The organism is [Leptolyngbya] sp. PCC 7376 (assembly GCF_000316605.1).
Lineage (GTDB): Bacteria > Cyanobacteriota > Cyanobacteriia > Cyanobacteriales > MRBY01 > MRBY01.
This window is the reverse complement of the sequence record NC_019683.1, coordinates 4706852-4732938: the sequence shown is the minus strand read 5'-3', so window position 1 is coordinate 4732938 and position 26087 is coordinate 4706852. Positions and strand designations below refer to the sequence as shown.

At 42.8% G+C, this 26087-nt stretch carries 15 protein-coding genes and 2 pseudogenes; 9 read left to right on the top strand and 8 right to left on the bottom strand.

What is annotated here, in order from left to right; all coding sequences use genetic code 11:
- Nucleotides 1–14: 14 nt before the first annotated feature.
- The 3 genes and pseudogenes from LEPTO7376_RS21215 to LEPTO7376_RS21205 form a co-directional block, all read right to left on the bottom strand.
- Nucleotides 15–866 (bottom strand): caspase family protein, encoded by an 852-nt coding sequence (locus LEPTO7376_RS21215; protein ID WP_015136072.1) that lies wholly within the window; start codon nucleotides 864–866, stop codon nucleotides 15–17.
- A 52-nt stretch (nucleotides 867–918) separates the two neighbouring features.
- A pseudogene (locus tag LEPTO7376_RS21210) lies at nucleotides 919–1712 on the bottom strand (IS5 family transposase).
- Nucleotides 1713–1805: 93 nt separating this feature from the next.
- Nucleotides 1806–2360 (bottom strand): PadR family transcriptional regulator, encoded by a 555-nt coding sequence (locus tag LEPTO7376_RS21205; protein ID WP_015136071.1) that lies wholly within the window; start codon nucleotides 2358–2360, stop codon nucleotides 1806–1808.
- Nucleotides 2361–2490: 130 nt separating this feature from the next.
- Between LEPTO7376_RS21205 and LEPTO7376_RS21200 the strand changes: the two genes are divergently transcribed.
- Together LEPTO7376_RS21200 and LEPTO7376_RS21195 are read left to right on the top strand one after the other, a co-directional pair.
- Nucleotides 2491–3855 carry an efflux RND transporter periplasmic adaptor subunit gene (locus LEPTO7376_RS21200; protein ID WP_015136070.1) on the top strand — a complete coding sequence of 455 codons (1365 nt, stop codon included), beginning with the start codon at nucleotides 2491–2493 and terminating at the stop codon, nucleotides 3853–3855.
- Between the two features lie 54 nt (nucleotides 3856–3909).
- Nucleotides 3910–7035: an efflux RND transporter permease subunit gene (locus tag LEPTO7376_RS21195; RefSeq protein WP_015136069.1), complete on the top strand. Its 3126-nt coding sequence runs from the start codon at nucleotides 3910–3912 to the stop codon at nucleotides 7033–7035.
- 30 nt (nucleotides 7036–7065) lie between these two features.
- Here the strand turns inward: LEPTO7376_RS21195 and LEPTO7376_RS21190 are convergent, their stop codons facing one another.
- On the bottom strand, nucleotides 7066–9423 hold the full coding sequence (locus tag LEPTO7376_RS21190) for an MASE1 domain-containing protein (RefSeq protein ID WP_015136068.1): 2358 nt from the start codon (nucleotides 9421–9423) through the stop codon (nucleotides 7066–7068).
- A 540-nt stretch (nucleotides 9424–9963) separates the two neighbouring features.
- Between LEPTO7376_RS21190 and LEPTO7376_RS21185 the strand changes: the two genes are divergently transcribed.
- From LEPTO7376_RS21185 to LEPTO7376_RS21175, 3 genes are all read left to right on the top strand, one after another.
- Nucleotides 9964–11727, top strand: a complete 1764-nt coding sequence (locus LEPTO7376_RS21185; RefSeq protein WP_015136067.1) for a bifunctional diguanylate cyclase/phosphodiesterase — start codon at nucleotides 9964–9966, stop codon at nucleotides 11725–11727.
- Between the two features lie 186 nt (nucleotides 11728–11913).
- Nucleotides 11914–14502: a PhnD/SsuA/transferrin family substrate-binding protein gene (locus LEPTO7376_RS24020; RefSeq protein WP_160148542.1), complete on the top strand. Its 2589-nt coding sequence runs from the start codon at nucleotides 11914–11916 to the stop codon at nucleotides 14500–14502.
- A complete protein-coding gene (locus tag LEPTO7376_RS21175; protein ID WP_015136065.1) occupies nucleotides 14499–15809 on the top strand; it encodes a response regulator in 1311 nt (436 codons plus the stop codon). Before LEPTO7376_RS24020 ends, LEPTO7376_RS21175 begins: the two co-directional genes overlap by 4 nt.
- A 62-nt stretch (nucleotides 15810–15871) precedes the next feature.
- On the opposite strand, the gene LEPTO7376_RS21170 is transcribed toward LEPTO7376_RS21175, so the two are convergent.
- On the bottom strand, nucleotides 15872–17077 hold the full coding sequence (locus tag LEPTO7376_RS21170; RefSeq protein WP_015136064.1) for a diguanylate cyclase domain-containing protein: 1206 nt from the start codon (nucleotides 17075–17077) through the stop codon (nucleotides 15872–15874).
- Between the two features lie 172 nt (nucleotides 17078–17249).
- Nucleotides 17250–18560, bottom strand: a complete 1311-nt coding sequence (locus tag LEPTO7376_RS21165; RefSeq protein WP_015136063.1) for a four-carbon acid sugar kinase family protein — start codon at nucleotides 18558–18560, stop codon at nucleotides 17250–17252.
- 23 nt (nucleotides 18561–18583) lie between these two features.
- Between LEPTO7376_RS21165 and LEPTO7376_RS21160 the strand changes: the two genes are divergently transcribed.
- Nucleotides 18584–21244, top strand: coding sequence for a filamentous hemagglutinin N-terminal domain-containing protein (locus LEPTO7376_RS21160; RefSeq protein WP_160148541.1), 2661 nt, complete (start codon nucleotides 18584–18586; stop codon nucleotides 21242–21244).
- On the opposite strand, the gene dusA is transcribed toward LEPTO7376_RS21160, so the two are convergent.
- Nucleotides 21241–22215 (bottom strand): tRNA dihydrouridine(20/20a) synthase DusA, encoded by a 975-nt coding sequence (gene dusA / locus LEPTO7376_RS21155; protein WP_015136061.1) that lies wholly within the window; start codon nucleotides 22213–22215, stop codon nucleotides 21241–21243. The two genes, LEPTO7376_RS21160 and dusA, sit on opposite strands and share 4 nt — an antisense overlap.
- Nucleotides 22216–22464: 249 nt before the next feature.
- On the opposite strand from dusA, the gene ebsA reads away from it, so the two are divergent.
- The 3 genes from ebsA (at nucleotide 22465) to ispG (ending at nucleotide 25314) form a co-directional block, all read left to right on the top strand.
- Nucleotides 22465–22845, top strand: coding sequence for a type IV pilus biogenesis protein EbsA (gene ebsA, locus LEPTO7376_RS21150; protein WP_015136060.1), 381 nt, complete (start codon nucleotides 22465–22467; stop codon nucleotides 22843–22845).
- Between the two features lie 77 nt (nucleotides 22846–22922).
- On the top strand, nucleotides 22923–24005 hold the full coding sequence (locus LEPTO7376_RS21145) for a phosphotransacetylase family protein (protein WP_015136059.1): 1083 nt from the start codon (nucleotides 22923–22925) through the stop codon (nucleotides 24003–24005).
- Between the two features lie 85 nt (nucleotides 24006–24090).
- The gene (gene ispG, locus LEPTO7376_RS21140) at nucleotides 24091–25314 is read left to right on the top strand and encodes a (E)-4-hydroxy-3-methylbut-2-enyl-diphosphate synthase (protein WP_015136058.1); all 1224 of its coding nucleotides are present in this window, start codon (nucleotides 24091–24093) and stop codon (nucleotides 25312–25314) included.
- A 120-nt stretch (nucleotides 25315–25434) separates the two neighbouring features.
- On the opposite strand, the pseudogene LEPTO7376_RS25325 reads toward ispG, so the two are convergent.
- Nucleotides 25435–26026 (bottom strand): annotated as a pseudogene (locus tag LEPTO7376_RS25325) (transposase).
- Between the last annotated feature and the right edge of the window lie 61 nt (nucleotides 26027–26087).

Here is a 26087-nt window from a genome sequence, read left to right as displayed (position 1 = left end):
CTTAGCTAGAAGCCTCACATCATAATAAAATAATAAAGTGGGTGTTGCTTCGTGCTAGAGATACGATTAGTCCCTAAGCCCACGCCTCGCATTACCGTAAAGAGTGGATCTCGGCCTGTCGCCTGCCACAAATATTGCGTTAATGCATAGGTAAATGCGCCAGCAGGATAACCGACATTGGTGCCATCTGCCGCCAGTTCATATTCTTGAGCCGAGGCTAAAACCATCCCCTTCGCGACGGTTTCTTCGTATCCCCGTTTAAATTCCTCGCGGCTCATCCCTAATTTATTGAGCCAATAATCTTGGTACGCCAATTCTTTCGGGCTAGGTGAAACATTCATTTCTTCGAGATCCCGTTCAATAGATCGAATTTTTGTGTTGCCCCTAGTGCCACCACCGGAATAGCAGGAATCTAATACTGCTGTGAAATGTTCTGTTTGGATTGCGGACATCAACAAATAAAGGGTGTGCCCCATGATGTCGTCAACGGTGATTTCTTTTGCACTACGCCCACTTTTCCATTGACTATCGAGCGGCACAAAGGTGCTATTTTCGTCTTCTGCTCGGACTTTGGAGCCATGCCCTGAGTAGTGATAGACGACTACATCACCAGGTTTCGCTTGCTTGATTAAATGTTCTTCAAAGGCGCGGAGAATATTTTCTCTGGTCGGTTTATTAATGGTTTCATCGGTCACCGTCAAAATATCTTTAGGGTTAAAGCCAAAGCGATGAATCAGCAGCTCTTGCTGAAGTTGTACATCATTAACGCAACCATCTAATTTATCTGCGCCAGGATATCCATTAATGCCAATCAACAAAGCGAGTTTTCGCGATGTGCTCTGGGTAAGGACTCTGCCATACTGCATTCCCTGTCGCTGGATAATGCCATTACTTAGAGAATGTCTGAAAAGTCTGGTTTCAGGCTAATCGTCTTAATAGTAGAAGCATAGAGGCAATGTAAATCCAAGCTTCTGCACTTTCGGTTGAACATTCATAATCACGACTCAAACGCCTGCACCAATAAAACCAGCCAAAGGTTCTTTCTACAACCCATCGCCTTGGTAGAGGAGTAAAACTCTTTTGTTCTTTTGGACGTAACACAACCTCCAATATCCAACCGAAGCTATTCATCACCCAGCGCACGAGATTCGCGCCATGATAGCCTCCATCGACATAGAGCAAATAGAGGCGCTCTAAATTTAAATCTAGATGTTGAACTCACTCTAGTAGGAATCGCAATCCTTTGATATCAGAGATATGAGCTGCGGTGACTACCACTGCTAGAGGGATGCCCAAGCTATCAACCATCACATGGCGTTTACGACCTTTGATGCGTTTGTTGCCATCCACACCGACATCTTGGTGAATCATTGTTGCGGTATCCACCGATTGAGAATCCACCACCCCATAGCTTGGAGAAGAGGGAGGTCATGACTCATCGTTCTCTCCCACTGATGAAGCTGAGGGTTAATCCTTTGCCAAGTGCCGTCGTTACGCCATTGGCGAAAGTAGTGGTAAACCGTTTGCCACTTAGGAAAATCATGAGGCAACAACCGCCATGCGATACCACCCCTCAAAACGTAGAGTATGGCATTGAGAACACAGCGTAGATTAATAGAACGAGGACGACCGCCGGATTTCGCTGGAGGTAATAAGGTTTCGATAAGAGACCATTGTTCATCGGTAAGGTCTGTTGGATAGGATAGAGGCATCTTTTTCGGTTAGGGATTTGAGTACTCTTTCAGACTAAATCTCTAACTTTTTCTTTCCCCAATAGCCTTTTTAGACATCCTCTTAGAGACTCTTTAGTCTGTTTCAGCCTGCAAAATTTCTAGTACTTCATTACACCAAGCTACCCAACTTTCTTCAAAACGAATGCCCCGTAACAAAGTCAAATAACGATATTTATCTAATTTTGTCGGTTCTTCCTCAAAGAAGTATCCTTGTTCGAGATAGAAGTTTTTACTTTCTGTATAACATGCCAATTGCTCGATATGGAGCTGCCGTCGTCGCTGGAGTTCCACGAGAGTTCGCTCCTTCGGGACATGTGGAGTCAATAAAATCCTAACCATCAAATCTTCGCGAATGACGGTTGGTTCAGTGGGTTGCAAACACCAATCCAATACTTTTTGATGCCCCTCTTCGGTGATGGAATAAATTTTTTTGTCTGGCTTACCCTGCTGTAGCACCACTTTCCGTTCCACTAAGCCTGCTTTATCCATCTTGGTTAGTTCACGGTAAATCTGCTGCTGGCTGGCATTCCAATAACAACTGATCCCATCCTCAAAGCGTTTGCTGATGTCGTAGCCACTAGATGGGTTCTCCAGCAGGAGAGTCAAAATTGTGTGAACTAAAGCCATTGGTGTTTTGGGGGAGATTATCGCAGGAAATAAAGTTGACATATTCAATAAGTTGAGTATAGATTACAGGGGATATATTCAACAAGTTGAATAACATTTTGTTGTATACAAACATTTTGGATATCAGGTCATGCTTGCAGAAGAACCCAAAAATGCTGGAATGCTAGCCGCACAGGTTTCAGAGATGGATGATAATCCTCCGAAGGTAACGCCAGCTAATGCGAAAAAAAGTTGGAATCGTTGGTGGTTGATCGGGTTGCTTCCGCTTGGGGCGATCGCCTTCAGTTTTTTGCAAGTAGGACAAACGGCATCTGATGCAGAGCCGAATTCCTCAGGCATTGTTGAGGTCGAAAACGCATTGCCTGTAAGTGTGGCAAAGGTTGAGTCTGTTAATAGTTTTCAGGCAGAGCGGGTTTATACAGGCGAAATTGTGTCGGGGCGGAGTAGTGACCTGGGGTTTGAACAGGGTGGCACAGTAACCGAATTGTTTGTGGATGAAGGGACAAGGGTAACGCGAGGTCAGCTTTTGGGTCAGCTTGATACACGCAGTTTACAAGCTCAAAAAGAACAACTTATTGCCCAGAAAATGCAGGCTCAGGCAAGATTAACGGAGCTGGAGAACGGGGCAAGATCTGAGGATATCGTGGCAGCACAGGGTCAAATTTCGGATTTAGAGCATCAGATTGAACTGGCAAAGTTAAAAACACAACGTCGTGCAGAGCTCTATGAATCTGGGGCGATTTCGTTAGAGGTTTTTGATCAGGAGCGATTCACAGAAGCTTCTTTGCAGAGTCGGTTAGATGTCGCTAAAAGTAATCTGGAACGCTTGGTGAATGGCACTAGACCAGAACAAATCGCCGCGCAAAAAGCACAGGTTCAACAGCTCACTGCCCAGATAAAACAAGTTGATATTCAAGTTTCAAAGAGTCAGCTTTTTGCGCCCTTTAGCGGTACGGTAGGCGATCGCCTGATTGATCAAGGCACGGTTGTCGGGGTAGGAAGCCCTGTTTTTCGGTTAATTGAAGCAGGGTTACCGGAATCTCATATTGGCATTTCGCCAGAAGTTGCTCAGACATTATCAGAAGGTTCGAGACGACAAGTGCAGGTAGGTAGTCAGATTTTTGATGCAACCATTGTCAGCTTATTGCCGGAGCTGGATGAAACTAGTCGCACAGTAACGGCAATTTTACAGATTCAGAATGCCAGTCAGGATTTACGAGTTGGCGAAACGGCAAAGCTGAATATAACTGAGACCCAACAGATGGAAGGTTTTTGGGTCTCTTCGACTGCGCTAATTCCCAGTGAAAAAGGTCTTTGGTCAATCTTTGCTTTGGATAGTTCCTCAGAAAATTATGCAGCTTCTCGGCGAGATGTTGAGGTGCTCCACACAGAGGGCGATCGCAGTTTAGTGCGAGGCCTACTTCAAGAGGGCGATCGCATTATCACCAGCGGTACCCATCGCATCGTGAATGGCCAAGCTGTCGAAATTCAATAATTCCCAACCCATTAACCGTAGGGGCGTTTCGCGAAACGCCCCTACAAATACGCTATGTTCAATCTTTTCTACCGCAATACTCAACTTCTCATTCTGACCCTTGTGCTGATTGTGGTTTGGGGGATGTCTGCGTTTCTGACTTTGCCGCGCATGGAAGACCCAGAGTTGGTGCAACGCTTTGGTACTGTGACGACGCTTTTTCCCGGTGCGACTCCTGAACGTGTGGAAGCATTGGTCACCGAAAAGATTGAAGAAGAACTATTTGAGCTAGAAGAAATTACGAGTTTGGTTTCCACCTCCAGCCGTAATATTTCGATTGTGCAGGTGGAATTAGCAGAAAGTATTATCGATGTTGACCCGGTGTGGTCGGAGGTGCGGAGCAAGCTGAATGATATTGTGCCATTGTTGCCTAGCGATGCCCAAGAGCCTGAGTATGAGGATGGTACAGCTTCAGCGAATGCGTTGATTTTAGGTTTGACTTGGGAGTTGGATAGCGAGCCTAATTACAATATTTTGCGGCGAGTGGGGGAAAATCTCTCGGATCGAATGCGAGCCTTGCCGGGAACCAAAGAGGTTGAGCTATTTGGAGATGTACCTGAGGAAATTCGCATTAATATTACCTCCTCAGAATTGGCTCGGTTGGGTTTAACACCTCAGGGTTTAGCCCAACAAATTCGGGCGAGTGATGCAAAAGTGGCAGCGGGACAACTGCGCAGTGACGACACAGAATTGCTCATTGAAATTGATAGTGCCTTAGATTCTTTGGCGCGGATTCGGGATATTCCTATCAAAATTGACCGTACTGGCCAAACTCAAACTCTCGGCAACATTGCCCAAATCGAAAAAGGCATTGAAGACCCTGCCTCAGAAATTACGTTTATTAATGGTCGTCCGGCGATCGCCCTCGCGGCGACAGTGGAATCTAATTATCGGGTGGACTTATGGGCAGAAACAGCAAAAAAAGTAGTGAGTGAATTTGAGGCGAATTTATCCGATGGCATTGAGCTACAGACCGTTCTTGATCAAAGTATCTATGTGAAACAACGGCTTGATGGCGTAATCGACAACTTGATCTTGAGTTCGAGTTTGGTTGTGCTGATTTCGTTGATTATGCTCGGTTGGCAATCGGCTCTAATCGTTGGGGCGGCGCTACCTTTGGCCACTTTGATGGTATTTGGCTTTATGGGGATGCTCAAAATCCCACTGCATCAGATGTCAGTAACGGGCATTATTATCGCGCTGGGATTGTTGATTGATAATGCGATCGTGGCAGTGGATGAGGTACAACATCGTCTCGCAAAAGGCTCGAGCCCTGCCGAAGCTGTCCATCAAACCGTTAAACATTTATTTGTGCCGCTCTTAGCTTCAACTCTGACCACCGTTTTGGCTTTTTGTCCTATCGCACTTTCTCCAGGCGCAACAGGAGAATTTATTGGAGCGATTGGTTCAACCGTAATCTTGGCAGTGATTAGTTCATTATTTTTGTCGTTGACCGTGATTGTGGCGCTCATCGCCAAGCTCAATGTATGGTTACCGAGGCGTGCTCCTTGGCAATGGTTGCAATCAGGTTTTGCGAATAAGGATCTCACAAAAGCCTATGGTTGGAGTTTAAATCAATTATTTCGTCGTCCATGGTTAACCGTTGGAATTTGCTTGATTTTGCCCATTTTGGGATTTAGTCAGTTCGGTAAGCTCGATCAACAATTTTTCCCGCCCACTAACCGCGACCAATTCCAAATTGAGTTCACTATGCCAGCCTCAACGGCGATCGCCGAAACCCAAAAACAAGCGATGGCTGCAAGAGAACTAATTCGCGACCATGACGATGTAGATGATGTGCATTGGTTCTTTGGGAAGAGTGCACCCGCATTTTTCTATAACGTGATCGAAGATCGCGATAATGCGCCCAATTATGCCCAAGGCGTGGTGCAGATGAATTCGACCGAGACATTACAACAAACGATTCAGGAGTTGCAGATAGAGCTAGATGCGGCATTTCCCCAATCTCAAGTTTTAGTGCGCCAACTCGAACAAGGGCCACCCTTTGAAGCGCCGATCGAATTGCGGTTGTACGGCTCCGACTTTAATCAATTGCGAGAAATCGGGAATGAACTACGGGGCGAACTAGCCAAAATGGATCAAGTGATTCATACCCAAGCAGATTTGTCGGAAGTTGTGCCGAAATTATCATTACAGGTGGATGAGGTACAGGCGCGACGGGTGGGATTAGACTATGCAACCATCGCCAACCAATTGCAGACATTGCTCGAAGGTTCCGTTGGCGGTTCCATCCTCGAAGATACTGAAGAATTACCCATCCGAGTGCGCGTAACAGACGGTGATCGCCAAAACCTCGATAAAATTCAATCCCTTAATCTAGTGTCTCCTACCACGGGAGATATTGTTCCTCTGGGGGCGATCACCACAGTTGATTTTGTACCGAGTTTGGCTCAGATTAACCGCTATGACGGCGAGCGAGTCAACACAGTCTTGGGCTATCTCGAAGCCGGAGCGTTACCGGCTACAGTTCTCGGCAAATTTAATCAACATCTCGAAGACATTAGCTTTGAATTGCCCCAAGGATATCGATTGGCTTATGGTGGCGAAGCCGATGCCCAAGGTTCTGCGGTCAGTGGCTTGCTGGGAACTGTCGGTGTGTTATTTGTGATGATGGCTGCCACCCTGATTTTGTCGTTTAACTCCTTTGGTTTTGCCGCGTTAATCGGGACTGTTGCTATTTGCACCATTGGTCTTGGCGCTTTGGCATTACTCATGTTCAATTCTCTCTTTGGCTTCACCGCAATCCTAGGAAGCCTTGGTCTGATGGGACTCGCCATTAACGACTCCATTGTTGTGCTGGCCGCCCTCCGCGAAGATCCAGAAGCCAAACAGGGAAATTATCGCGCCACTGCAAAAGTGGTTCTACAAGCGACTCGCCATGTCCTTGCCACCACCTTCACCACCATTGTTGGTTTTACGCCATTAGTGCTTGACCCCACAGGATTTTGGCCACCTTTGGCGATCGCCCTTGCAGGAGGTTTAGGCGGTGCAACATTGCTCGCACTTTACTATATTCCGGCCGCTCATATTTTGATACTTCGTCGCAAGAGTTCAAAGAACAATCGACCTCAACTTGTAACTGAATCCTTGCCACAAAAAGAATATATCGCCATGGATTGAGTCAGCCAGTCACAAAATTAACTTTCATTATTACTTTTTACTTTCTTGACTGACTCGTCTACCCATCGGCGATCGCCATAGAGCTTCGACCAACAACTCAATATTGATTGGTTTACTCAGATAATCGTTCATTCCTGCCGCTAAACAAACAAGGCGATCGCTACTCATCGCATTAGCCGTTAGCGCAATAATATAAGGACGATATTCCGAATCTAAAAGATGTTTTGTTGCTTCAATACCATCCATTTCAGGCATTTGAATATCCATTAAAACGACATCGTACATCTGCTTACGAGTTATCTCTAAAACTTCTAAACCATTATTTACAATATCAATGCGATAACCCAATCTCTCTAATACCCTAGAAGCGACCTTTTGATTGACCATATTATCTTCAGCTAAAAGAATATTTAGCGGCAATTTTTTTGCTAAGCTCTGATCATTGACAGAACTAAGATTAGGCGATGTCATCTCTCGTTGAGATGCAATTTTTGTCGGTAAAACCTCTAGATTAACTGTGAATAAAAAACGGCTACCAACACCAATTTGACTATCCACTGTGATTTTACCGCCTATCATTTTGATGATTTTTTGACTAATTGCTAGTCCTAAACCTGTGCCTTTTACCTTGAATTTTGTCTCTCCAGTTTGTTCAAATGGCAAGAAAATGGATTCTAATTTTTCTGGACGAATGCCGACACCAGAATCTTCTATCTCAAAACGAATTGAGGCAAAAGAATTGCTTTTTTCTGTTCCGGTTTCTATGCGGTCTGTGTAAACCCGAAATATGACATGACCTTTTTTCGTGAATTTGACAGCATTGTTGAGTAGATTGATCAGAACTTGTTTTAATCTTTTTCTATCTGCACGTATATTCTTAGGCAAATCTTCTGAAAACTCACAGATAAGATCAAGCTTTTTATTGTTTGCTTGAACCTGAATTATCGCAATTATTTTTTTCAGGAATGTTTCTAGATGAATTTCTTGGAATTGAAGCTCCATTTTTCCCGATTCGATTTTAGAGATATCAAGAATATCTTCGATCAGATAAAGTAAATGTATGCCTGAATCATGGACAGTTTGAAGATCTGATCGTTCTAATGCATTGAGATTATTAGAACTTTTTAAAAGCTGAACTAAACCGAGAACTGCATTTAAAGGAGTCCTCAACTCGTGACTCATATTAGAAAGAAATTCTGTTTTCGCATTATTAGCCTGGTCAGCAATTTCTTTTGCTTCGAAAAGGTCGATATTTTGCTGTTCTAAAACTGAGGCAGCGGCATTAAGTTTAGCTTGGCTATGCTCAAGCTGGTTTGTTCTTTCGGTCAAGCTTATTTCTGACTGTTTTAACTTTCTAAATGCCTGTCGCTTTTCCGATAGTATGGCGAGTAAGCTTAAAGTTGTCACAACAATTACAACAATGAAAGATTGTAATTGGACTAATGAATTATTGAGGTTTTGACTAGCAAATGACCCAAGACCTCTTACTGTTCCTAGTGTCGCAATAGTTGTAATAATTACGATTAAATTGGTTGCACCAAATTGACCAAACCTGAGTACAGCCCACACTAGGCAAGGAATTAATATATATTCTAAATGCTGTTGTTGATAAAAAGAAACATAACCAATAAAAAGAACAATACTGAGTAGGCTACTGACTTCAAGTAATCTTTGTTTAAATGGTGCCAGTTTATTCCTAATGTTTGGAATGATATTGGAAAATGTGTTGAAGGTAAATAAAGAGGCGATTTCTTGGCGATATAGTTGATGAAAACTTAGTAATGCAGGCGTAAAGATACAGATACCTGAAACGTTTGAAATCCACCAAACAAACCAAACATCACTAAATGCTGTCCAAGGAACTTGACCGCCTAGGCATAAACTTGTGACTCCAGATGTTGCATTGATCATCGGTGCCACTGCGCTTGTGCAAATCAAAAATATATAGACGCCATCTAATCTTGTGAAAGGGTTGTCACTGCGGATAAATCGACGCAATAAGTAATTCCCAATTCCTGTTCCGACTGTTGTCCCTATTGCAATGCCTAAAACTTGTAAGACAGAGGCGATCGCCGTATACGGATTATCACCATTAAAAAAAGCCCAAATATTTGCGAGAAATGAGCCAATTAAAACCCCTGGTAAAACCTGATACCCAAAAATTAGAGTGGCGGCAGAGGCAAATCCATCGGGAGGCCAAACAGGAGTCACGTCTTGTGGTGTCGCTGCAATATGACGAGAGATTTCTGCGATGCCATAGTAAACCAATGCCAATATGACAATCGCACCAAAGCGTGGAAATAGCTTGAGTCGTTTCTGAGGAAAATAAGATATCCTTTCTATCTCTGACTTTTGATCACCATATTGTCCGAGATTTTTGGGTTGCATCGAGTCTACTGGATTGCGAATTGGAGACTGTAATAACCTAGTATTTTGTATAGGAATTTACCTTTAACGGATCGATGATACTCTTCATTTCCACACTATGGGTGTGATCCACATCCTATCGATGAAAATCGGGTAGCTCAACTTTACCCGCCCTGTATTAATTCGAGCCGCACATATTTTGATACTACGCAGGAAACAAAGCTTCAATCAAGCTTTTCTATGCAACAAAAGACAACAAACTATTCAACTGTTAATATTCCCTAAAAATAATTCTCTACTTTCTGCAAAAAGTGAACTAATTCATAGAAAATATACTGAGACGCTATACGAGAACTTTATATATTTCAGCTATTGCATGACAAATTTTCTTGTTAAAGAAAATGCACGGCATTGAAAATTGCAACTACTTATAGTAAGAGTTTTAATGCTTACAACGACAATTATGCAAAGTCATCTTAAATTTATTAATATTAGGACGATATTTTTTCTTGAAAATTTATACTTATTAAAAGCAGGCTTCATTGGGAACAGGGAATAGAGGTGGATCAAAAATTGCAAAGAGCTAGAATCCTAGTGGTGGATGATGAAGTTGACCTCAAACATTTGATCGCTCAGCGTTTCAGAGCTCAAATTAGAGCGAATGAACTTGAATTTTTGTATGCCCATAATGGTGAAGAGGCCTTAGAAATTTTAGAGGGCGATGCAGATATTGATCTTGTTCTGACGGATTTAAATATGCCGAAAATGGACGGTTTGACTTTGCTGAAGTATCTATCGAAGCGAGATGAAACCTTAAAATCCATTGTGATTTCTGCATATGGCGATATGCCAAATATCAGAACTGCAATGAATGAAGGAGCCTTTGACTTTATTACCAAACCTATCGATTTTCAGGATCTTGCCATTACGATCGATAAAACGATTGAATCCGTACAACGTTTGCGTGAACAAAAAGATCAACTCCAAGAAGCACTAAAAAAACTAGAAATCCAGGCTTTTTATGATGAATTAACTGGACTGCCTAATCAAAATCATTTGATCGGTAGAATTCGTCAATGTATGGAGTGGTGGAAACAGCGCCAAAGTCCTTTTGCCATTGTATATATTCATCTTGACGCTTTTAAATTAGTGAAATATGGTTTAGGACATCATTTTAGTGATCAGCTAGCTAAAGAAGTGACCAATCTTTTGCGAAATCTTGTAGGAGATAGTGATACGATCGCCCGAATTAATTTTGATGAATTTGCTATTCTACTGCATGATTTCGAAGAATTAGAAAAGGTCGAGCAAAAATCAATTGAAATCTACGATACTTTAAGCCAACCTATAATCATTAATGATTCTCAAATCAGCTCTAAAGTATATATAGGTGTTGTTAGTAACTCGACTTGTACTGGACAACCCACAGACTTTCTTCGCGCAGCTGATACAGCAATGCATGAAGCTAAAAGAGCAGATGATTTAATTGGCAATAAAGCAATCCAATTTTTCCACACAAGTATGCAAGCAGGGGTTACCCATCGCTTGGAGTTAGAAACAGAGCTACGTAAAGCTTTAGGCACAGAACAATTACAGCTGAATTATCAACCAATTGTTAATCTCACCACAGGAAAAGTATCAGGCTTTGAAGCACTAGTACGCTGGCAACATCCTGTAAAAGGCTGGATCTCGCCGATTGATTTTATCCCAATGTCAGAGGAGACGAAGCTGATTATTCCCCTTGGTAAATGGGTTCTTCAAGAAGCTTGTTGCCAATTTGCTCAATGGCAAAAAAGTTATACTGAGCTTGAGTTTATCAGTGTGAATCTTTCAGGCGTGCAGTTATGGAATGACGATATCACGAACTTGATCAAACAGACGTTAGCGCAAACTAAATTAGCACCAGGCGCCCTCAAACTAGAGATTACGGAAACCGTATTAATCCAAAGAGGGGCAAAAACTGGAGCTGAATATTTAGAGCAACTCAGAAATTTAGGGGTCTTGTTATCTATTGATGATTTCGGTATGGGTTACTCTTCTCTTGCTTACCTCAAGGCATTTCCCATCAACACTTTAAAAATAGATAAGTCTTTTGTGGATGAAATTGAAAAGCAAGATAAGGACTTTGAAATTGCTCAAACAATTGTTGCCCTTGCCCATGCTTTGAATTTAGATGTGATTGCTGAAGGTGTGGAATATGATGAGCAAGCACGCATTTTAAAGGCGTTAAATTGTGCTTATGCCCAAGGCTATTTATTTGCAAAACCATTAACTACTGAAGAAGTCAATCTATTACTTGAGAAGTCGCTGAGGCAATCTGAATAAAAGAATAGGTTTTGATTTTTACATTATTCTTGTAGTTGAAAAATAGAGATTAATAGGATTTTTGAGAATTAGTTTTAGGGATTATTGATGAATCCAAAGGTGATTATAAGTCGACTTTTTTTTATTTCCACTACTGTTGCTTGTAGTGCATATATCGGCATATTTGGCGTAGGCTGTATCGCCATAATGGCAGAGACAGAAAATGCTACAGAGCGACAGTCTGAAGCGCTAGTTCAGCAAGAATTAAAGTCGGTGAATGTTGGAGTGATGGCCATACGAGGAGTTGCGCAAACTCAAGCAAAATGGCAGCCAACTCTAGATTATTTGAATGAAGAAATTCCAGGTTATCAGTTTAGTTTGATTCCTTTGGCCTTTGATTCGATGGAAGAAACGGTGGCAACTGGGCAGGTCGATTTTGTTTTGCCCAATCCAGGGATGTATGTGGAATTGGAGTGGGTGTATGGTGCTCGTCGTATTGCGACTCTCAAAAATCTTAGGTTAGGTAAGCCTTATACCGAATTTGGTGCTGTAATTTTCCGGCGTCGCGATCGCCCAGATTTGCAGACTCTTGAAGACCTCAAAGGCAAACAATTTATCGCGGTCAGTGAGATTGCCTTTGGCGGCTGGCAGATGGCATGGTCAACTTTTAAAGAGGCACAGATAGATCCCTACACTCAGTTGAAGAGTTTAGAGTTTGCGGGCAGCCATGATGATGTAGTGTATGCGGTGCGAGATGGGAAAGTTGATGCTGGCACCGTACGCACAGATACCCTTGAGCGGATGACTGCTGAAGGCAAAATTGATCTGGATGATTTTGTGGTGCTCAATCAGCAAACGCAATATGCAGAGACCTTCCCGTTTGCCCTGAGTACTCAACTGTATCCGGAATGGCCGATGGCGGTGATGCCTGGTACTCCTGATGGTTTGGCCGAATTAGTGGCGATCGCCCTGATGAAAATTCCAGCCAACCATCCTGCGGCGATCGCCGGAAAATATGAAGGGTGGACTATCCCAGAAAATTATCAGTCTGTCCATGACACCTTGCGGGAATTAAGGGTACGTCCCTATGAAGATTGGGGCAAAGTGAGTCTTGCCCAAATCCTCTATAAATATCGGTACTGGCTCCTTCTCCTCAGCTTGATTTTTATCAGCATGGGCTGCGGAGCTGTGTATTTAGTTGGACGAAAGCGCGTTGAAAAAGCCCTCAGAATAGCCAATGAAGATTTAGAAGAACGAGTTGTTCAGCGGACCCAAGAATTAAGTTTAGCCAGAGATGCTGCGGAAGCGGCTAACCGTGCGAAAAGCGAATTTTTAGCCCATATGAGCCATGAGTTGCGTACCCCATTAAACGGCATCTTAGGATATGCCCAAATTCTGCAACGAGACATAACAACAAGCCCTAATCAACAGCATGGTATTAATATCATTCATCAATGTGGGACACATCTTTTAACGCTAATTAATGACATTTTAGATCTATCAAAAATCGAAGCTCAAAAATTAACGCTCTGTGTAGATGACTTTTTGTTGGCTCCTTTTTTACATGAAATTATTGAAGTTTTTCGAATTAAGGCAGAACAGAAAGAAATCTCTTTTAATTACATTGCCTCCTCAAATTTACCTCCTTCGATTCAAGCTGATGAAAAACGATTAAGACAAATATTACTCAATATTATTGGTAATGCTGTCAAATTCACTGATGCCGGTGGGGTAACGTTCCGCGTTGAAACATTGAGTGCCCCTCAACCTTTAGAGATAGAAATGGTAGAGGATGATCAATTCTCTGATGAAGTCTGTCGGAATTGGAAATGGACGCTGAAATTCACTATTGAAGACACTGGTATTGGTATTACCGAAGATGAAATCGATCAGATTTGTTTGCCTTTTGAACAGGCTGGGGATTATTCCAGAAATTTTGAAGGCACGGGTTTAGGGCTAGCCATTACAGTCAAAATTCTTAAGATGATGGGTTCTGAATTGAAAGTCCAAAGTACTTTCGGAAAAGGGAGTAGTTTTTCCTTTGAAGCTGAGTTTCTAGAGGCTCAGAGCTGGATTGGACAAGATATTCTACCGTCTAAGACCTCCCATATTGTGGGTTATGAAGGTAAAGTTCGTCATGTTCTGGTGGTAGATGATCGGTGGGAAAATCGTTCAGTTGTTCGTCATTTGTTAGAGCCTGTAGGTTTTGTCATTCATGAAGCGGAGAATGGAGCGATCGCCCTTGAGGAAATTAGTGAAAACGAGCCAGATATTATCATTACCGATTTAGTAATGCCTGTATTAGATGGATTTGAAATGACCCGGCAGATTCGTCAACATCAAGAGTGGCAACATTTGATGATTCTTGCTTCTTCTGCGAGCGTTTTTAGTATGGATCAAGAAGCAAGCCAAAAAGCTGGGTGTAATGATTTCTTGCCGAAGCCTATTAATGCCTCTTCATTATTCGACAAATTACAGCAGCTTCTCGATCTAAAGTGGCAGTATGGTGAGAATAACTCTGATAATGAAATGGTTCATCACCCTCTAGAAGCTAATAGTCAGCCATTACTATCCACAGCAATTAAACCGCCCCCTGAGTTTTTAGAGCAAATTATTGATTTAGTAAATAAGGGTGACTTAAATGGTGTCCGGGCGATCGCCGAGACCTTTGGCTCAGAACATCCCCAATACCTTCCCCTAACCCAGCTACTGATACAAAAAGCTGAAGAATTTGAAGACGAGAAGATTTTGAGCATTATTCAGCAATATCAAGCCCAATCTACTAGAGAGCTATGAGTAATTTAGACGCAGTGCCAGAGCAAGATTCTTCCTTGGATGACTCATCGACCACACAAGAAGTCATTTTTGTGGTCGATGACAATACCGTCAACCTCAGCATGATGTCGAAATTTCTCACCCGGGTTGGCTATAGCGTCCGAGTTGCGAAAGATGGTCAAAGTGCCCTGAAGAAAATTGCCTATGAACAGCCCGAATTAATCTTGCTCGATATTATGATGCCTGGCATGGACGGCTTTGAAACTTGCCAAGCTCTCAAAGCATTACCAGAAACAAAAGACATTCCCATCATTTTTATGACAGCTCTTGCTGAGACTGTAGATAAAGTTAAAGGATTATCCGTTGGTGCTGTGGACTACATCACAAAGCCTTTTCAACAAGATGAAGTTCTGGCCCGTCTCCGCATCCAGCTCAAATTACGCGCTCTCAATAAACAAATTGAATCCCAGAATGCCGTTTTACATAAAACAGTAGAGCAGCTACAACGTACCCAGACCCAAATGATTGCTCAAGAAAAATTAGCATCATTGGGAAATCTCACTGCTGGCATTGCCCATGAATTACGTAATCCATTGAACTTTGTGATCAACTTCGCCGAAAGTTCTCAAGAATTAATGGATGAGCTAAAAACAGAAATCAATAATAATGTTGACCAGCTTCCGGCTGATAGTGCCGCTAATATTAGCGAATTGATTGGATTTTTAAATGACAATGCAGCCGCAACATTAAAACATGGACAGCGGGCGTCTCAAATCATTTCGAGTATGATGCAACATGCCCGTTCTGATAATGGTATTGTTGAAGACGTTTTAATTAATGAACTGATTGCTGAAGCTATTGATTTTGCATACCATAGCCGTCGAGCAAAACATCATTTGTTTAATGCCAAAATTCATCAGAATTATGATTCTCAAATTCAAAAAGTTCAGGTTCTACCTGCTGCATTGAGTCGAGTAATTATTAATCTTCTTGAGAATGCCTTTGATGCGGTGCATAGGCACCATGAATTGCAGAATCAAGAATCTGAGAACTCGAACTATTCACCGCAAGTCTGGATTTCGACTAATGTTCTTGAAGGCAATAAATTAGAAATTCGTATTCGGGATAATGGTGTTGGTATTCCGCAAGAATTAAAAGAGAAAATTTTTGACCCTTTCGTAACAACAAAAACGCCGGGAGAAGGAACAGGTCTTGGCTTATCAATCAGTCATGATATTGTTGTGGGTCAGCATGGTGGGACATTGAAGCTCAATCTTGATTTAGAAGAAGGAACCGAATTTATTATTGTCTTACCTAAACATCAATAGAAGACGAGATTTATCAATCAGATTGTTTGAGATGAATTTCCTTAGAAAGAAAATACTTTGAGCTACAAATTGACTTGTTTTCTGGCGTGCTCAGATAAGTTTACTGGGTGAGGAGATTTGGGAGAAGAATTGATTTTTGTTGGTACAGGATGGGACGTTAAAGTTTTTGGGGCAGCTGTGAGGAGAGATTCGAAACGACTTTTGTGCCAATGATGTCGCGATCGCCCATTATTTTTTGCTTTGTATAAGGCATCATCCGCCTGTTTAATGAGCATTGCGATATTACAAGTCTGATTCGGTAATAGTGTCACACCACCAAAGCTCAATGTAATTCGATCTGCCACTTCTGAAGCATTATGTTGGAGATGTTTTTTATCAAGGATGCGTTGGATACATTCCACCACGGCGATCGCCGCCTCTTGATCAGTGTCCGGCAAAATTAATGCAAACTCTTCCCCACCATAACGGGCTACTAAATCATTCGGCAGGTTCGCCACGCTCGCTAAAATCTGGGCGACGGCATGTAAGCAGTCATCCCCCTGTTGATGGCCATAGTGGTCGTTATAGAACTTGAAATAATCGATATCGCACAGCACCAATGACAGAGGATGATGTTCACGCATACAGTGCTTAAATTCTCGCGATAAATATCTATCAAAATATCTTCGATTCGCGACATGGGTAAGGGGGTCCGTATTCGCTTGGCGTTTGAGACGAATATTTCGGAGACGGAGCAGTTCCCCCATATCTTTTTGCTGTTGGATCTCTTTGCGGAGCTTTGTCGTTTGCTGTAACAACAACGCCTCCATGCGACGATGCTGTTTAATCTTGACTTCAAGGATTTTATTTTTTGTGAGTAACTTTTTTCGTTGACGGGATAGATTTAAATGAAGCTCAACACGGGCGAGAATTTCAATGCTTTGATTAGGAGCTGTAATAAAATCTGATGCCCCCACTGAAAACGCTTTAAGTTTATCGACGCTTTGGGCTGTACCACCTAGGAAAATGATGGGAATATGTTTTGTTCTGATACGAGATTTTAGGATAGTGCAGAGTTGATAGGCACTTGAGCCCAACATGCTGAGTTCTAGCAGGATCAGATCAATCGAATTTTTTTCTAAATATTTCAGCGCATCAATTGCCTTTTTTACCACTGTCATAGCGTAATTGTGCTGAGCCAAAATCGCCGCGAGCAACTTAAGATTCGTGATGCTGTCATCAACGATTAGAATCTTGGCCTTTTCCTCACGGGCTGCAGGTGCGTTCATGGGTCTGGAGATGCGGTGCTTAGGGGGGAGGAGAGGGTCGGACCTAAGATGAATGATCTCTTGATAGATAACGTAGATTGACCCTATTTATTTTTTATCTATGCTTAAAGATATATTAACTTCTCATGGTGCCTTACTGAGTTTTTTTAAGCTGTCTCAGTCATATACTTCGTTAAAGTTTATGTAAACGTTTATAGGTTGTTATGAGCCCCTGGCGATCGCCCACATTCCCGGGGAAAAGCACAATAGGTAAATTGCTGAATTTTGGGTGGGAATCGGATGTTTTTACGAGACAACAACCAGGCAAAATTTGCCCTAGGAGCTGAACAGTTTTAAGGGCTAAGCCACGGCTCAAAAGTTGATTAGTGGTGTTACCACCTTTACTAATAATGAAGCCAAGATCTGGAGGTAATAGTAATAAAATCTCCTGAAAACATTGATTGATATTTTGACCAAAGATCATTTGTTCTGATGCGGTCTTTTGAGTTTGAAATGTTCGCTGGGTGAATAAAACTGGAGTGATATTTTTTGCAAAGAGAGTTTCTAGTTGTGTGGTGATCGCCGTGACTAGTTTTTTGCGCTGATCTGCATTCTGGCAAGCATAGATATCAATTTCAATCCCTCGTACATCATCTAGCTGCAAAAGTTCAGTGAGTTGATCTGTTGTCTTTTGAACATAGGAACCAACGAAAATGATTCCATTTTTTTTTGATTGACGATAAGTAGCCATCTTCTCTGCTGGAACAGGTTGCTTGCCAACATTTGCAAGGGAAGTGAGTAAGCTGGCCGCACTACGGAAGAGAAATTTCTTGCCTTTGTTTGTTGCTGCCTGTAAAGGGTTAACTAATTGATCAAAATCTTGCTGGGTCGTGGCTGACAAAACGACTTGTTTGTTGTTGGATAGTCCTAATAGATAATCGTCTACATTTTTTGAGGATTGTTGAGGTTCGAGAATATCAACATCTTTGGCGGCGATCGCCCCGTTTGTTTTCTCTGCTATGTAGTTGGGCAAAAAGCTATCTTTAAAACCAAATACCCGATCTTTCGCGAATTCTGTTTCGTGTACTGGCGTTAAACTGTCGGCGGTGGCGATGTAGTGGGTTCCGTCGCGAGTGATGCGTCCTCCTTCAAAAAAAGCTGGCGCATGGAAACAGGCATCAAACTCGCCAAAAATACTGGCGATCGCCTCTGTTTCTGCTGGAAAATGTCCCCGTAATGTCGAATCAGAACGACTGACCAGCCAATAATCCGTGATATTTTCTGCGGCAAGAGCAGCCTTTAGATTTCGGCAAATCTCTTTTGTTGTGGCGATCGCCTCACTTTCATTCATCGCGCGAGTATTTGCCAAAATGAAGAAAATAGGTGCGGGATCTTGCAATGCCTCCCTGAGTATTGCCACATCCCAACGTAAGAGTAATGAACAGCTATGAACTGTTTGAGAACCAGTGGGGTCATCGTCCAGCACTATAATCTTTGGGCGCATCGGCATTAGCTCAATTATTTGAGATGAAATTCGTTAAATACCATACAGCTCTTTTCAGTTTGGCGATCGCCTGCGACCTGATGACATGCCCAAAAATAAGTTTTGCTCAAAGCATTATCTCGACAGCTGAAGTCCAAGGGCAAACTGTGCGCATTATTCAAGGAGGATTGCAGCTAGAACGTACAATCCTGCATCAATTTCCAGAATTTAATATCGATCAAGACGAAGCTATTTATTTTTCGCCATCGCCATTAATCGAACAAATCATCACGCAAATTACTGGTAATCAAAGCTCGGCGATCGCCGGAAAACTTGGAGTAATTGGCAATGCTAATTTGTGGTTGATCAACCCAAATGGAGTAGTTTTTACTGAATCTGCACAGCTCGATATTGCAGGGTCATTCATCGTTACGACTAATCCTGAAGCTTTGCTCACATCTCAACGCCTATTCCTTGAGAAAACAGGCTATGCAGACTTGCTAAGTATTCAGCCGAATGCTTATTTTTCTCCGAAAATCGTCAATCAAGGCAATTTAACTATTGGCCAAGATTTGTTTTTTGTTGCAGCCAATATTGAATTACTCAATTCCTTGGCAACTGGTGGAGATATTCAATTAATTGCAAGTAACTCCTTAAACATTCTAGATACTTTAGACAAACCGCTGCAGCTCATTTCACAGAGGAATATAATATTTGAATCACCACAAATTCAGATTTCAACATTAAATCATTCAGATAGCTATTTTTTTGCAAAAGAAAATATTGAATTAATCTCAGAAAATCCAATTATTGCAGATACAAAATTTTATGCTGAGGGAAGTCTTTTTGCCGATAGTTTATTGAGTCCCAACGATCCGATATTAACCGTCCAAGGAAATGTCTCTTTCGACCAATATACTGGAGCCTCATTACATATTTTGGCTGGTGGTTCGATTACTGCCAATTCAATTATTGTGAATGGTGCTGACGGCATTGCTGGTATTGATCAAGATGTGATGTTATCCGATGGTCGTCCTCTCCAAATTCGTGGAAAATCTTCTCCTACAATTGATTTACGAGCAGGTACAACAGATTTTAGCTTTAGCCCAGAGCTTGGAGGTTCGTTCCCTACTTTGTCGGAAACTTCAGGCGATCGCGCTGATATTAATGTCAAAAATATAGAAGTCACTGCCAATGATGGTTTGATTTATCTCTCGAATCAATATCAATCTAATAATCTAATTGGCGATATTAATGTACAAAAAATCATCTCAAATCCAGTTATAGGAAATAGCGCCAGAATCATTTTAGATAGCCGCAATAACATTGATGTAAATCAAGGTCAAATTTCAACGATTGTGCAGAGTGGGCAGTCTGGAGATATTGATCTTATTGCGAATGGAGATATTGCAATTACTTCATCATTAGTTGATAGTAAAACTGCTAAAAATACAATGAATGTTACGGCTGGAAATATCAATATTTTTGCGGCTCAAAATATTCAGGTTGTTAGCAGTCAAATCGAAAGTGAGGTTGAAAATAATACGGTTAATAGTGCTGCTGGAGATATTCGTTTAGTGGGATTGGGAACTGTTGATATTCGTGGGAGCCAAGTTAAAAGTGACGTGGATCCATCCTCTTCTGGTCAAACGGGAAATATTTCGATTGAAGCAGACACTTTAATGGTTCAGCAAGGTAGCGAGATCTCGGCAAGTACTTTTGGGGTAGGGGATTCCGGCTTAATCAATATCTTGGCAACAGACGAGATCGTCATTGATGGTGCGAGAACATTAGTCGCGAGTCGTGTTGGTACAAATGCGACCGGAAAGTCCCTTGGTTTACGTATACAAGCACCGAATGTGACGGTTCAAAGTCAGGCTGAAGTGACGACAAGGACGGATGGGTTTGGGAAGGCTGGTGGGTTGAGGATTGACACACAAAATTTAGACATTGCTGGTAATGCTCGCATTACTTCGAGTAGTTCTTCCGATCAGCCTGCTGGCAATATTCTGCTGAATACTGAGACCACTAGAATTCAAGACGGTGGTGCAATCTCAGTGAGCGCGACAGGTCAGGCTAATGCTGGGACTTTCTCGCTGACGGGGCGAAGTCTTGAGATTCGGGATGGGGCGATCGCCGCGACGAGCACATCTGGGGAAGGCGGTAATCTTAGGTTTGATTTGAGTGAATATTTATTGTTGGGTGGCAACAGCGAAATTTCTACAACGGCGGGACAGCAAGGCACAGCAGGAAATGGCGGAAATATTCAACTACGCACACCTTTTCTCCTCGCTTTACCTAAAGGTTCTAATCGCATTACGGCCAATGCTTTTACTGGGAATGGCGGCAATGTTGAGATTGTCACCAAGGGCATTTTTAACCCCGATTTCGTCACAATTTCTGCATCTTCTCAATTTGGGCTGAGCGGCACTGTCAATATTAGTGATTTGGAAGTTGACGAAGTGCAGAGCCTTGAAGCATTACAAAGTGAGCTGCTGGATGCTTCTGATCAAATCTCAACAGCTTGCGATACACTTGACAAAAATAGATTTATTGCTGCTGGACGAGGTGGATTACCACCAACGCCATTTCATGGTGCGATAGATGATTCTGTTTGGAGCGATTGGCGCAAAGAACCTCTTCCCCAAGCGACAGAATGGCGGCGATCGCCCAGCGGAGAAATCACATTAACAGCTTGCCGTTAGAAATATTGGGGAACGAGAGCTAGGGCTTGTTCAATTACCTCACGACTCACTTCAAAGCCACGCCCTTCTTCCGTGATGTAGCGTTTCCAAGCCTTAGTGCCGGGTTTACCAAGAAATATCGACAACATATGGCGACTAATACTGTGCAGTTTCACCCCATTAGCATGGCTACGCTCGATATAAGGCAACATTGACTCCACAATTTCATGACGAGTTTTTGGCTCTGTCGCTTCACCATAAATATCGCGATCTACCGTGGCAAATAGATAAGGATTATCATAGGCAGCCCGTCCAATCATCACCGCATTAACCTGTTCGAGATGGTTTTTAATCTGCGCTAATTCAGTAATGCCACCATTAATTTCAATCCATAGATTTGGAAATTCTTGCTTTAGACGATAAACATCCTCGTAGCGCAAAGGAGGAACAGTGCGATTTTCTTTCGGGCTCAATCCTTGTAGCCAAGCCTTTCGCGCATGTACTGAAAAGCGATCACAACCCGTTTGGGACACAATCTCTACAAAGCGACAGAGATCCTCATAACTATCCTGCTCATCAACGCCAATACGATGTTTGACCGTCACAGGAATATTCACCGCATTTTGCATCGCTGCGATACAGTTAGCCACAACCTCAGGCTGAGTCATTAAGCAAGCGCCAAAATTTCCTTGCTGCACCCTGGGACTGGGACAACCAACATTGAGATTGATTTCGTCATAACCCCAGTCTTCTCCCACTTTTGCACAGGTCGCCAAATCAGCAGGATTATCTCCTCCTAATTGGAGCGAAATAGGATGTTCTTCTGGGTCAAAATCTAAAAGCTTTGGGCGATCGCCATGAATAATTGCACCAGTGGTCACCATTTCAGTGTGCAGTAAAGTCCGTCGCGTAATTTGGCGCATGAGATACCGGAAATGACGATCGGTGCGATCCATCATTGGGGCAACACTGAGCAGATGAGAGCATTCCATAGCGAGTCAAAGGAAACAGCATTACAAGCTGATTTAGGCGTATTTTAGGCAAATTCATGAACAAACATGAACTAAATATTTTTCGGCGATCGCCTAAAGGAATCGCCAAAAGTTGAACCATGACAGTCACAGGGGAACCTTAGAAGATATCGAGTCGTGCTTAAAGATATCCTCATAAAAATATCAGAGAGAACTCTGGAGTTTGAAGATACAATGCGACTGATAGGCAATTTCATTCCACTGTAGATTATGTCTGCCCTAGAAAGCATTAAACCAGCCAGCAAAGGTGAAGTAATGATTTACTTCCCTTACTACCCCAAAAGCAAGCAAAAATCCTTGCCCCATGCCATCGGTCTATACCAAATGGGTTCCATCGAAGGGGAGCGCACAATCGAGGGTGGCGATAGTATTCCTTTCGTTGCCAGTTGGTATGTGTCGAAGTTGCCCTCTGAGATGACAAATTGCCGACTCCAGTTCGATTCTCAAGCAGAGCTGAGCTATAGCGTTACTCTGCCGAACAACGAATTTGTAGACTACCTTATTGATCTCCTCGCGAATTTCCGGCGGACACGGAGCATCGATTTTCCGAAAGGCTTTTATCGTCAACTTCTGGGATTAGCAAAAGAATAATCTGAAGCTTTGATCCTCGTCAGAATTCCGTTATTGTTGATGAGTTGATAAATAAAATTTAAGCTTCTAGAGGAGTAATGGGTGTGACCCAACAAACCCAGAAAGTCATTGTTGCTTCTACCGAACCTTACAGCGGTAAATCGGCCGTCCTTCTCGGTCTGGTGCAACGACTTAAGCAGCAAAATCTTTCGGTTGCCTACAGCAAGCCTATCGGAACGGTTTGGCATGATGAACAGGGTGGTTCTTTTGCCAGAATCGAGGATGATCTGCGGTTTTTTGTGGAGTCTCTCAATCTCACTGAAGCGGAAGTGCGATCACCTGTTTTATTTCTCGATCCAGAGACATTAGCGAAGCGACTTAGTGGCGAAGATGATATTAATTACCCTCAGAAGCTGAAGGAAGATTTGCAGGATATTGAGAGCGATATCATGTTTGTCGAAGCGCCGAATAGCCTTTGGGAAGGCAGTATTTTCAACCTTTCGGCTGGCAAAATTGCAGATACGCTTGACGCTAAAATTTTACTTGTTATTCCCTTCCACGACAAACTCCTCGTTGATAGTTTGCTGACGATACAGCAGTTTTTAGGCGATCGCCTTATGGGTGTGGTTATTAATAAAATTCCACCTGATATGATTGGCACTGCCGAACAGCAAGTTAAACCTTTCCTCGAAAAACGAGGTATCGATGTTTTTGGAATGCTCCCTGCCGACCGGATTCTACGCAGCGTCAATGTGCGTGAGTTGGTGAGTCGATTGAATGCAGATGTCCTCTGCCGTGGTGATCGCCTTGATCTGATGGTGGAAAGCCTCACCATCGGTGCAATGAATGTGAACTCCGCACTCAAGTATTTCCGCCAACGTCAAAATATGGCAGTGGTAACGGGCGGCGATCGCACCGATCTACAATTGGCAGCCCTCGAAACATCGACCCAATGCCTGATTTTGACTGGACATGTTGCACCCCAAGAAATTATCCTTAACCGCGCCGAAGATTTAGAAATACCAATCCTTTCGGTTGATTACGATACCCTCACTACCGTTGAGATTATTGACCAAGCCTTTGACCATGTACGCTTGCAAGAACCCATCAAAGTAGAAGTGGCCCAGGAGTTATTCCAAAAGCATTTCGACTATGATCGCTTTATGCAACACTTATCGTAAATTGCGTGATAACCCGTATTTTTCGTCCTGAGAAATACTTTTTTTGTCTCATTTTTGAATTAGCGTTTTACCAACTTTTTTATCTATGCAAACCCTAGAACGTCAGAGCACAAATGCGGCAGATCTCGTGGATACAACGATCCACCGTCGAAAAACCCGCCCCGTTAAAATTGGGTCTGTGACCATTGGGAGTGATTTTCCCGTTGTTGTCCAGTCCATGATTAATGAAGACACTCTAGATATCGAAGGTTCCGTCGCAGGCATTCGTCGTCTCCACGAAATCGGGTGTGAAATTGTCCGCGTTACTGTGCCGAGTATGGCCCATGCGAAATCCCTCGCCAAAATCAAAGAAAAACTGGCAGCTACTTATCAAACAGTTCCCCTCGTTGCTGATGTTCACCACAACGGTATGAAAATTGCCCTTGAAGTGGCTAAGCATGTAGATAAAGTTCGCATTAATCCGGGTTTATATGTCTTTGAGAATTCGAGTGATGAGCGCATAGAATACTCTGATGATGAATTTAAGGCGATCGGCGAAAAAATCCGTGAAACCTTAGAGCCATTGGTGATTTCTCTGCGCGACCAAGGTAAAGCCATGCGTATCGGTGTAAACCATGGTTCCCTTGCGGAGCGGATGCTATTTACTTATGGTGACACTCCCGAAGGCATGGTGGAGTCCGCTCTAGAATTTATCCATATTTGCCAAGATCTCGATTTCCATAACCTGATCATTTCAATGAAAGCTTCCCGTGTTCCCGTCATGTTGGCAGCTTATCGTTTGATGGCTCGCCGCATGGACGAGTTGGGAATGGACTATCCCCTACACCTTGGCGTAACAGAAGCCGGTGATGGCGAATATGGTCGTATTAAATCTACCGCTGGTATCGGTACGCTTCTGGCAGAAGGCATTGGCGATACCATTCGTGTTTCTCTGACAGAAGCTCCTGAAAAGGAAATTCCAGTTTGCTATAGCATTTTGCAAGCGCTCGGCCTTCGTAAGACAATGGTGGAGTATGTAGCCTGTCCTTCCTGTGGCCGCACATTATTCAATCTTGAGGAAGTGCTTCACAAAGTTCGTGAGGCAACAAATCACCTAACTGGTTTAGATATTGCAGTGATGGGCTGTATCGTAAATGGCCCTGGTGAAATGGCAGATGCGGACTATGGTTATGTGGGTAAGACCCCAGGCTATATTTCTCTATATCGTGGACGCGAAGAGATTCGTAAGGTGCCTGAAGATCAAGGGGTGGAGGAACTCATTAACCTCATTAAATCTGATGATCGTTGGGTTGAGCCGCCGACTGAATAATTTATGAAATTTATCTGAATGAAAATCCTATCCAATCGGGCAGGATTTTTTATTGTTGGGCTGCTATAGCAGTGGCCAAAAGAGTTAAGAAACGTGAGTTCTGGATAAGGGATGATAGCTCTAATCAAGCTGTAAAGAAGGTTTTTTGGGTTGATGGCAGTAAGTAATCAGCCCACACAGCAAGTTCACACAAAAGTTTGTGGGACTGCGATGTCGGGAATGTTCAATCTGTGAGATGTTCTTCAGTTGGTCAATAACTGTCTCAATCAAAGCCCGCTTACGAGCAAAAAGTTTATCTTGATAAACCATCAAATGATGCTTCATATTTCGACGAGGTTTAGCCATTAGGGTCACCTCATGTTCCTCTTGAAGATGCTGGGCTAAAGATTGTGAGACATAGCCTTTATCGGCGCAGATATGTACAGAGAGGAATCAAGCTCGAAGGTATCCATGTCACAAAGCGTTGATAGCTCACAGCTAGAGGAAACTCTTATTGCCAATCGCATTTCACCTTGATGAGATAGAAATGCTTGAAATTTCGATAGTGAGATTGATGGAAAGCAATGAGAATAGTCATCACCTCACTCAGACTGAGGCTTCTCTGACGGCGACGGTATTTTTTGCCAGAGCTGAGTAACGCTTGATGCCATAAGGGTTCAAAGACTTGGCAGAAATCATCAACATGGCAAAACAGAGCCTCTAGACTGGACATGGGAGAAAGCCGTGGATTCGTTACAACTTCCACGATATGGGCTTTCTCCTTTTCTTTCCTT